Raw genomic sequence first — 7,530 nt, 5'->3', positions numbered from 1 at the left:
GGGCGGGGACGCCCAGGCGCAGGGCCAGGGCCCAGACGTTGCCGAAGGAGAAGACGAACGCCAGGGCGGCGATGATGCCCATGACGACGGTCACGGTGCGCTGGGTGATCCGGTCCTCAGACATTGGGAGTTCACCTCCTCTCGTGGTGTCGGTGGGGAATCGGTCAGGGGTGGTCAGGGCCTCAGGGCAAGGCCGGCCCGGCGGGCGGCGTTCGGGCCGAGGTAGGTCTCCAGGACCCGACGTTCGTTGGCGTTGGCGACGGGGTAGGCGGCGATGCCGATCCGACCGGCCAAGTCGAAGTCCTGAGCGGTGATCGCTTTACGCATGTGCCGGATGTAGATCCTCATGAATCGGCGCATGTCAGGCCGCCATGGCGGGGGGCTCGGGGTCGTCCTTGGTGAGGTCCACGACCGTCCGTCCGGTCAGGTCCTCCAGGAGCCGGGCCGGGTGGTGCACCAGGTGGGCGGTGGCTTCGGCGACGCTGGCGGCGTCCTCGTCGGCGACGTAGGGGGTGCGGATGCGGATGAAGCCGGGGCGGCCGTGCTGGGACATGACCGCGACACCGACGTACGCGGGGTCCTGGAGAAGGACCGGGCTGGCGTCGGGCCACTCGCGGATGTCGTCGCCGAGCGCGGCCACGGCGGCGTCAGCGGTCTTCTGTGCGAAGGACAGGCCGACCGGGCAGACATCGCGGATGAAGGTGGGGATGGCGTCCCCGGTGGTCTTCTGCGTGGTGAGCAGGGTAAGGAAGCCGACTGAGCGGCCCTTCTTCACCAGGTCCTCCGTGAGCCGGGCGTTCTCCGCCGCGAACGCCGCCAACCGCTTCGTGGCCTGGTCGGAGCCCTTGTGGTCGCGGAAGTAGGTGTGGGCCTCGTCGATGACGATGACGATCAGGGGCCAGTCAGCCGACGGGCCGACGTGCCACATGTTCTTCTTGCCCAGCACCTTACGGATGCTCGCGGAGCGGGCGCGGCGCAGCTCCACCAGCTCCTTGAGGAGCTTGTTCGCTTCTTCCAGGTCATCCCCGCAGAACGCGAACGCCCGCTGTACCAGGTCGGCGTAGTCGCCCTCGTGGGCGTGGGACACCTTCCCGTCGAAGAAGACGAACTGCACGGCCGGCGAGGGCGCCCAGTCACACACCAGCCGGTTCACACACGAGGTCTTCCCGAAGCCCGGCAGGCCGCCGACAGCCACTCCGGGCACTTCCTTGAGGGGCACGAAGACGGGCATGCCGAACTCGTCCACCCCCAGGTCCCACTTCGCGTACTCCTCAGGCGGGCGGCCGGTGGGCACGTGAACCGTCGGCGTGATCAGCGGGTCCACGCGCACACCGCGCAGCATGACCTGTCCGGGCTTGTCCCCCGGCAGCGCTGACACTCGGGTCATACGCCAGGCATCCGCTAGGTAGGGGGCCGCCTTCTGGAACTCCGCCAGGCCGACGCCCGGCAGACAGGTCGCCCGTGCGATCACCCCGTACGCGTCATGCGTGACCTTCAGCGCGGGGACCAGGACGCGGGGCTTGACGGGCTTGCCGTCCGTGTTCGTCAGCGAGGCCAGCGGGGTCGGCATCTTGTCCGTGGCGCACAGCTTCAGCATCTGCGCGAGCCGCTTCCAGGTCCGCCGTACCCGCACGGCCTGCCGGATGGACTGCCGGGTCATGGCATCGGCCCGCAGGTAGCGCACCACCCACCACACCGACCAGCCGACCAGCACGGCCAGCGCCACGCCGACGACCAAGGGGCCGTAGCCGAAGGCCCCTCCGGTCGGGTCGTTGTCCTTCATGTGTTGCTCTCCTGAGAGTTGTAGAGGAAGGCCGCGAGGGCCGTTTCGAGGACCGTCCGATCCGGGGCGGCGAGGCGGGGGAAGCCGTAGCCGACGAGCACGGCCGCCACCGAGTTGATGAGGGAGTCACTGAGCCGGGCATCCGGCCCGGCGTGAGGCAGTGGGTAGCTGCACTCGACGCCGGACCGGAACGCAGTACCGCTCACGCTGCCTCAGCGGCCGAAGCTGGACCGCCGACCAGGTCCAGGCGCTCCGCGCGGTAGGCGATGCCGTCCGAGAGCGACCCGTTGAAGATCCGGGCCCACGGGGTGGCGAACAGCTCCACCGGCATGACCGGCACACCGGGCTTGAGGCCGTTGGGGAGACCGGTCTCCGGAACGGTGACCTTCAGCGCCTCGGCGCGGTCGTCCTCCATGAAGAAGAGGGTGACCGTGAACAGCTTCGCGCCGGTTTCGCGGTCCACGGCGAACTGGGTCTTCTCGGCGTCCGCGTACTTCGGCACCGCCATGTTGCCGACCATGAACGACGCGGACGGGAGCAGGCCAACACGGATACGAGCCATGGGTGTTACGTCCTTTCGGTAGGTGCTCCGCCGGGGTGGCGAAGCGAGATCAACAGTGCACCACCTGCCATGAGTCCGTCAAGCACCTAGCGCACGTCGCACCTGTGGTGGGGTAAGCGCATGTGGAAAATAGGAGGTGCAACAGGGTCTTACTGCGGTAGACGGGCCAGGCCCGCTACCCTCGGGCTATGAAGCTGCCCAAGGATTCCGACACCCCGCCATACCGTCTGGTCGCCGAGGAGCTACGGCGGCAGATCCGATTCGGCCGCCTCAAGCCGGGCGAGCGGGTCCCTTCGTCCCGCGACCTGGAAGCGACCTACGAGATCGCGAACATGACCGCGCGCTCCGCCCTGCGCATGTTGCGCGACGAAGGGCTGATCAACACCATGCCGGGCCGGGGCAACTTCGTCGCCGATCCTCTGCCAGAGGCCGACCCGAAGGTCGGCGCTCCCGAGGCGGCAAGCGGCGGGCAGATGCCCACGCCGGAATACATTGAACTGTCCGAACGACTGGATGCCATAAACGCAAGGTTGGACACTCTGTTCCAGGTCTTCGGGCAGCTCGGCGGCGTCACCGAGGCGAAGAAGTCGCCGAAGAAGTAGCACGGGCGTCTTCGAGCACCCGACGCGCCAGATCTTCCAGCCGCGTCACCTTATCTTCAACTTCCTTGAGCTTCGCCGCAATCAGTGCTGCCTCGTGCTTGTTCATTTCCACCCGTTCGTTGTTGTGCCGCTGCTGCATGTCGAGTTCAGCCAACCGCCGGGGGCTTGCCCGAAGGCTTGCCCAGCGGTCATCTACCTCCGGATCAGGGCTTGCCCGTGCCGCTCGACAAGCCGTCATCGCGGCTGTTGGGACAGGTCTACCGGCCGAACCGGACAGGTGCGAGGGGCATGGCCCCGCGCTCCCATCGGGCGGGCAACAACCTTTCTTCACGTCCCGCCGTACGGGCCCGTGCCTTTTCAGCGCGCTCATGTCGCTTGTCCTTCCAGTCGTCCGGGCAGTGCATCAATGGTCTGGAGAAACGCCGGTTTGGGTAACCGGCGATCGTCGGCTATATTTCGCCGCCCCGCTTTGAAGGACGCCCGTAGAGGTCGGTTTTTCGAGTCGCGTGTGACCCTGAACAAGTGTGACGCCGATCACTTTTGTCGCCCTTCCGTACCTAGCTCAGAACAGACCCCCCCGGTGTGCGCGACAGCAGATCACCGAAAGCGGACACCTCCGCAGCGACGAGCGATCTCCTGCCCTCACTTGCTACAAGGTCCGAAAATCCGCTCCGGTGTGACGCCCACCCTTAGTGACCTGCCTCGCAGATCACCGAGCATCTGTGCTGCCACCTCACCACTCGCCACCGACCACGCCACCTACCGCAGCGGGGCGGCCAAGGTCACGAGCGCATAGCAGCCGTGCGTGATCACCAAACGGCCGGCACGCCCAACCGGCCAGACCATCTACCGCCAGAGCACCCCCAAGGTCACGAATGCATAACGAAGACTGCGGCAAGCCACTGGCTTTTCCACAGGCCCCAACCGTGCATCGGCCGACCTGTGGATACTTTTCTCCGATCGCCGGAACAAATGGGCAGCAATGCGGCGATGAGCGTCCATAGCGGTCGGGGAGCTGCGGAACGGATGGGAAGGCAGGGACAGTGCATGGCCGCATGACCGGCCGGGGGCCCAGCGCAGCGGAGCTGTTCAGAGTTTCTTTACTGGATCAAGGCGGCCCGCCTACGGCGGGCCGCGCGCGCTGGCGGCCACGGGCCGCCGCCGCTCCCTGTCTCCGCCACCGCTCCGGCGGCCCGCCGCCACTCAGCGCGCAACACCGCCAAGGCGGACAGCCAGAGCAGGAAGCAACCCGACCAGCCCGAGCACCAGGACCAGGCCGAAGCGAGCCAGCAACGACCACACCGCGCCACCGGCCGCCGCTCCGCAGGGGAGAACCGGAGCTGAGCCAAGTACCGTCCGTACGTCCCCGACGCGCAGGTGGGAGGGAAGCAAGGACCGTGACGTGTTCAGGAAGCGTGGCTGAGGCCCGTAGGGGGTTGCTGGAGGCACACGTGACGGGTGCTCGTTCGGCGTCCCGCCGTCGTGGCTGACTTTCGGTGGCTCGGGTCAGAACCACGTTCCTCTCGGCGCGACTGCATCAGAGGCCCTCTCCAACTCGACAACGGGAGGCCGAGGTTGTAGCCGCACCCGCATCCGGGCACGCCGACCACCCCGGTACCATCGGCACCGGGGTCCTGATCAGGGCTTCCACGACCGGACCACCCGGAATGCTGTCCAGGCTGAGGGGTGGTCCGGTCTCTTGTTGTCGGCCGCCGCCGCACCAGCAACGCGCGGTGAGCGGGGCTTCGGCTCAGCTCAGAGCTTTGCCCACCTCGTAGATCGTCGGCCGGTCCTCGGGGGCGTGGCTGAGCATCGCGTCGATCAGTTCGCCCAGCTCACCGGGCGCCTTCACGGGACGACGCCGGCCGTTCGCCACCGCTTCTCGCTGTACGGGGCGCGGAGCGTCGTCCGGGTACTCGACAGCCCGCCAGCCGGTGGCGGAGATGAGCAGGGAGGCGCCGAGGGCGTAGATGTCGGCTTCCTGTGTGGGCTCGGCTTGGCCGGTGGTGAGCACGCTGCGGGCGATCTCCGGTGCTTCGTAGTGGACGAGGCAGCCGCGGAACGGGAAGTCGTATCCCTGGGGCATGTGTCCGCCATGGGCCAGGGCGAGGTCGATGAGGTGCGTTCGCTCGGGCCCGATGATGAAGTGAGCGGGCTGTACGTCGCCGTGTGCCCAGCCCCTGGCGTGGAGTTCGGCCAGGGCTTCGACGCATCCCAGCGCGATACTGGTGTGTGGCGTGATGGATGAGTCCGGCCGACGGCACGGCTCCCACAACCGGTACAGGTCCGGCCCCTCGTGCCACGGCTGGAAGTTCCAGGTACCGGACTCCCATTCGCCGTAGGCGATCTGGTCGAAACCGAGGCGATGCAGCACGGCACCTTCGCGCGCCGGCGCGAGGGCAGTCCAGGGCTGCGCAGGCCAATCGGCCGTGGCCTCGATCGGGTAGCCGAGCTTCACGGCGTAGTGACCGCGAGGGCCGTCCACCTCCCAGACCGTGGAGCCCCGCCGGTTGATGACCAGTCGTAGCGCCGTGGGCATCAGCGCGTCGAGCACCACGATCGGCACTTCAGGGATCGAGCCGGACAACGTCTCTTTCTCCTTCCGGACGAACGCGGCCGACCATGAGCCGAGGCCGGCCGCGCTGCTGTTGTCGGGTGCTAGTCCTGACCGTAGGGACGGCCGCAGTCCGAGTCGCACTGCGCGAGGTTGGTGCCGTTCACGGTCCACAGGTCGTCGAAGACCAGGAACCCGGCCGTCTTCATGGCACGGGCCGATGCGGCGACCTTCTCCGGGTCACGGGCCCCGCCGCCCGGCTTCGGGTTGTGGTGCAGGAAGCGGCCCGCGTACTGCTCGCACAGGCCCGCATACTCCTTCGTGTGCAGGATGAGCGCGTGCAGGCCGAGGTCCACGTCGTCCGACGGGACCATGGGAACGGTGGCGGTGGCCGCCGTGACCACGAACGCGAGCGCTTGGTCCGCGATGCGCTCGGCACGCTCGGGCGTCTGCCCGTTGTGGGTGACCACGAAGTGGGCGAGGCTCTGGAACAGCTCCTCACCCCCCACTGCGCGACCGGTCTTCTGATCGTTCGCCGTTGCCGTCATGTGCAGTCTCCTCACGTGAGGTGTTGCAGGGCACTTACCTGCCGCCCTGATCGCCGAGCTCGGCTCAAAAGACGATCGTGAGCGGGTTTGGAGGCCAGCCCCGGACGGGGACGGGGAGCCGGAATCGGCACCCGTTCGGGGCGGCCGGTCTAGTGGTCGATCCCGAGGGCCATGCCGATCACCAAGCCGCACGAACCGCTGATGCAGATGATGAACAGGACCCCGGCGTATCGGCCGACGACTCGCATCACAGCCCAGCCCGACTGTTGCCGTTCCTCGTGGCCAGCCGCGCGCTCAGTTCCTCCCGCGCGCTGGGCGCCTCCACGTTGCTCGGCAAGGCATCCCACTCCCTTCCGCCACGGACCGGCCGCATCTGCACACGGTTGCCGATCTCACCCATGACGACGCCGATGCGCCCAGTGGCACTGTCCTTCGCCAGTTCACCGATGCCTGGTGTGGTCTGCTGATTGCTCGCCATGAAGGAAGCATCGCGATCTGGAGACCGCTGCCATAAGGTCAAGCTGGTTACCCAACTTGGGTAATATCGCCGGAAGCAGAGAATCAGCGACGTTGCGTAGCCCTCGCAGTGTGGGAGCTGGCCCAATGCCCGACGCCGACCGGCCGCAGGAACTTCCTGCCCGGCTGCTCACCGACCCCGAGATGATCGATGCGTGTCGGGTGCGAGACTTCGCCAGAGTCTTCCGGCTGGTGAAGACCAGGGCGGGTATCTACCCGTCGATGATCGCGAGGCGATGCGAGCTGACACCCAGCCGAGTCGGCGAAGTGATCGCCGGGCGTCGTCAGTTGCTGCATATGGACGTGATCGAGCGCATCTCGGACGGCTTGCGGATCCCCGGAGGCATGCTCGGGCTTGCCCGCCGTCCCTGGGAGACGCCCCAGGCTCTCGCCGTCACCCAGCGCGAGGCGCCTCAGGTGCTGGAGCTGGAGCAGCAGGCACCGGCGTCTCTGCCAGGCCCGGATGTGGACAGCATCCTGGCGTTGACCACGCGGACCAACCTCAGCGCAGCCACGCTCGAAGCGTTCCGGTCCTCCATCGAGGACTACTGGCGACGGGACGACCAGCACGGCGGCGAGGCTCTGCGGCCGGCCGTCGTCGGCCAGCTCCGGTACGTGGTCGGACTGCTGAAGGAGAGCCGACCGCCTTCCATTCAGAACGGCCTGTACGGAGTCGCCGCCGAGCTGGCACGCCTCACCGGCTGGACCTACTTCGACGCCCGCCAGTACAACCAGGCCCGCGCCTACTTCACCGAGGCCCTCCAACTGGCCAAGGAGATCGACGATCGCCAGTTCATGGCCAACGTCCTGGCCTGCATGAGCTTGCAGGCGACCTATCAGAGGGCTTCTCGAAACCGAGTGTGGGGGCTGGGTTCGTGCTGGTCAGGCATGGTGCCGGGGTGGGTGAGGTAGGTCCGGTGCGTCCGTGGTGGTGGCGTGCTGGAGGTGCGTGATGGCGTCGGTGC

The 7,530-nt window shown here is 67.5% G+C and carries 9 protein-coding genes and 2 pseudogenes; 2 read left to right on the top strand and 9 right to left on the bottom strand.

The annotated features are described in order from the left end of the window. From C1I97_RS41775 to C1I97_RS26595, 5 genes and pseudogenes are all read right to left on the bottom strand, one after another. Positions 1-124: pseudogene (locus tag C1I97_RS41775) on the bottom strand (DUF2637 domain-containing protein); the annotation flags it as partial. A 50-nt stretch (positions 125-174) separates the two neighbouring features. Continuing rightward, on the bottom strand, positions 175-348 hold the full coding sequence (locus tag C1I97_RS40145; RefSeq protein ID WP_181446924.1) for a hypothetical protein: 174 nt from the start codon (positions 346-348) through the stop codon (positions 175-177). Between the two features lie 13 nt (positions 349-361). Next, on the bottom strand, positions 362-1,783 hold the full coding sequence (locus C1I97_RS26605; protein ID WP_111005696.1) for an FtsK/SpoIIIE domain-containing protein: 1,422 nt from the start codon (positions 1,781-1,783) through the stop codon (positions 362-364). Continuing rightward, positions 1,780-1,989, bottom strand: a complete 210-nt coding sequence (locus tag C1I97_RS26600) for a hypothetical protein (protein ID WP_111005695.1) — start codon at positions 1,987-1,989, stop codon at positions 1,780-1,782. The genes C1I97_RS26605 and C1I97_RS26600 overlap by 4 nt, the downstream gene beginning before the upstream one ends. Then, the gene (locus tag C1I97_RS26595) at positions 1,986-2,345 is read right to left on the bottom strand and encodes an SCO3933 family regulatory protein (RefSeq protein WP_111005694.1); all 360 of its coding nucleotides are present in this window, start codon (positions 2,343-2,345) and stop codon (positions 1,986-1,988) included. The genes C1I97_RS26600 and C1I97_RS26595 overlap by 4 nt, the downstream gene beginning before the upstream one ends. A 188-nt stretch (positions 2,346-2,533) precedes the next feature. Here C1I97_RS26595 and C1I97_RS26590 point away from each other — a divergent pair, with 188 nt between their 5' ends. Next, positions 2,534-2,947 carry a GntR family transcriptional regulator gene (locus C1I97_RS26590; RefSeq protein ID WP_111005693.1) on the top strand — a complete coding sequence of 138 codons (414 nt, stop codon included), beginning with the start codon at positions 2,534-2,536 and terminating at the stop codon, positions 2,945-2,947. Here the strand turns inward: C1I97_RS26590 and C1I97_RS39360 are convergent. The 4 genes from C1I97_RS39360 to C1I97_RS26575 all read right to left on the bottom strand — a co-directional run bounded on the left by C1I97_RS39360 (position 2,916) and on the right by C1I97_RS26575 (position 6,527). Then, positions 2,916-3,101, bottom strand: a complete 186-nt coding sequence (locus C1I97_RS39360) for a hypothetical protein (RefSeq protein ID WP_146608299.1) — start codon at positions 3,099-3,101, stop codon at positions 2,916-2,918. The two genes, C1I97_RS26590 and C1I97_RS39360, sit on opposite strands and share 32 nt — an antisense overlap. A 1,596-nt stretch (positions 3,102-4,697) precedes the next feature. Then, positions 4,698-5,534 carry a protein kinase domain-containing protein gene (locus tag C1I97_RS26585; RefSeq protein ID WP_111005692.1) on the bottom strand — a complete coding sequence of 279 codons (837 nt, stop codon included), beginning with the start codon at positions 5,532-5,534 and terminating at the stop codon, positions 4,698-4,700. A gap of 71 nt (positions 5,535-5,605) precedes the next feature. Then, entirely contained in the window at positions 5,606-6,049 is a 444-nt protein-coding gene (locus C1I97_RS26580; protein ID WP_111005691.1) for a glycine-rich domain-containing protein, read from the bottom strand. 247 nt (positions 6,050-6,296) lie between these two features. Next, positions 6,297-6,527 (bottom strand): hypothetical protein, encoded by a 231-nt coding sequence (locus C1I97_RS26575; protein ID WP_111005690.1) that lies wholly within the window; start codon positions 6,525-6,527, stop codon positions 6,297-6,299. 125 nt (positions 6,528-6,652) lie between these two features. Between C1I97_RS26575 and C1I97_RS26570 the strand changes: the two are divergent. Further along, positions 6,653-7,405: pseudogene (locus C1I97_RS26570) on the top strand (tetratricopeptide repeat protein); the annotation flags it as partial. Positions 7,406-7,530 lie beyond the last annotated feature (125 nt).

The sequence above is a fragment of the Streptomyces sp. NTH33 genome (assembly GCF_003236365.1).
In the GTDB taxonomy this organism is placed as follows: domain Bacteria; phylum Actinomycetota; class Actinomycetes; order Streptomycetales; family Streptomycetaceae; genus Streptomyces.
Note: the sequence above shows the minus strand (reverse complement) of the source record. Positions and strands in the feature narration are given on the sequence as shown.

What these genes read in the sequence shown, in the direction of transcription:
- C1I97_RS26595 (WP_111005694.1), bottom strand. Translation starts at nt 2,345, where the DNA reads ATGGCTCGTATCCGTGTTGGCCTGCTCCCGTCCGCGTCGTTCATGGTC.
- C1I97_RS26580 (WP_111005691.1), bottom strand. Translation starts at nt 6,049, where the DNA reads ATGACGGCAACGGCGAACGATCAGAAGACCGGTCGCGCAGTGGGGGGT.
- C1I97_RS40145 (WP_181446924.1), bottom strand. Translation starts at nt 348, where the DNA reads ATGAGGATCTACATCCGGCACATGCGTAAAGCGATCACCGCTCAGGAC.
- C1I97_RS26605 (WP_111005696.1), bottom strand. Translation starts at nt 1,783, where the DNA reads ATGAAGGACAACGACCCGACCGGAGGGGCCTTCGGCTACGGCCCCTTG.
- C1I97_RS26590 (WP_111005693.1), top strand. Translation starts at nt 2,534, where the DNA reads ATGAAGCTGCCCAAGGATTCCGACACCCCGCCATACCGTCTGGTCGCC.
- C1I97_RS26575 (WP_111005690.1), bottom strand. Translation starts at nt 6,527, where the DNA reads ATGGCGAGCAATCAGCAGACCACACCAGGCATCGGTGAACTGGCGAAG.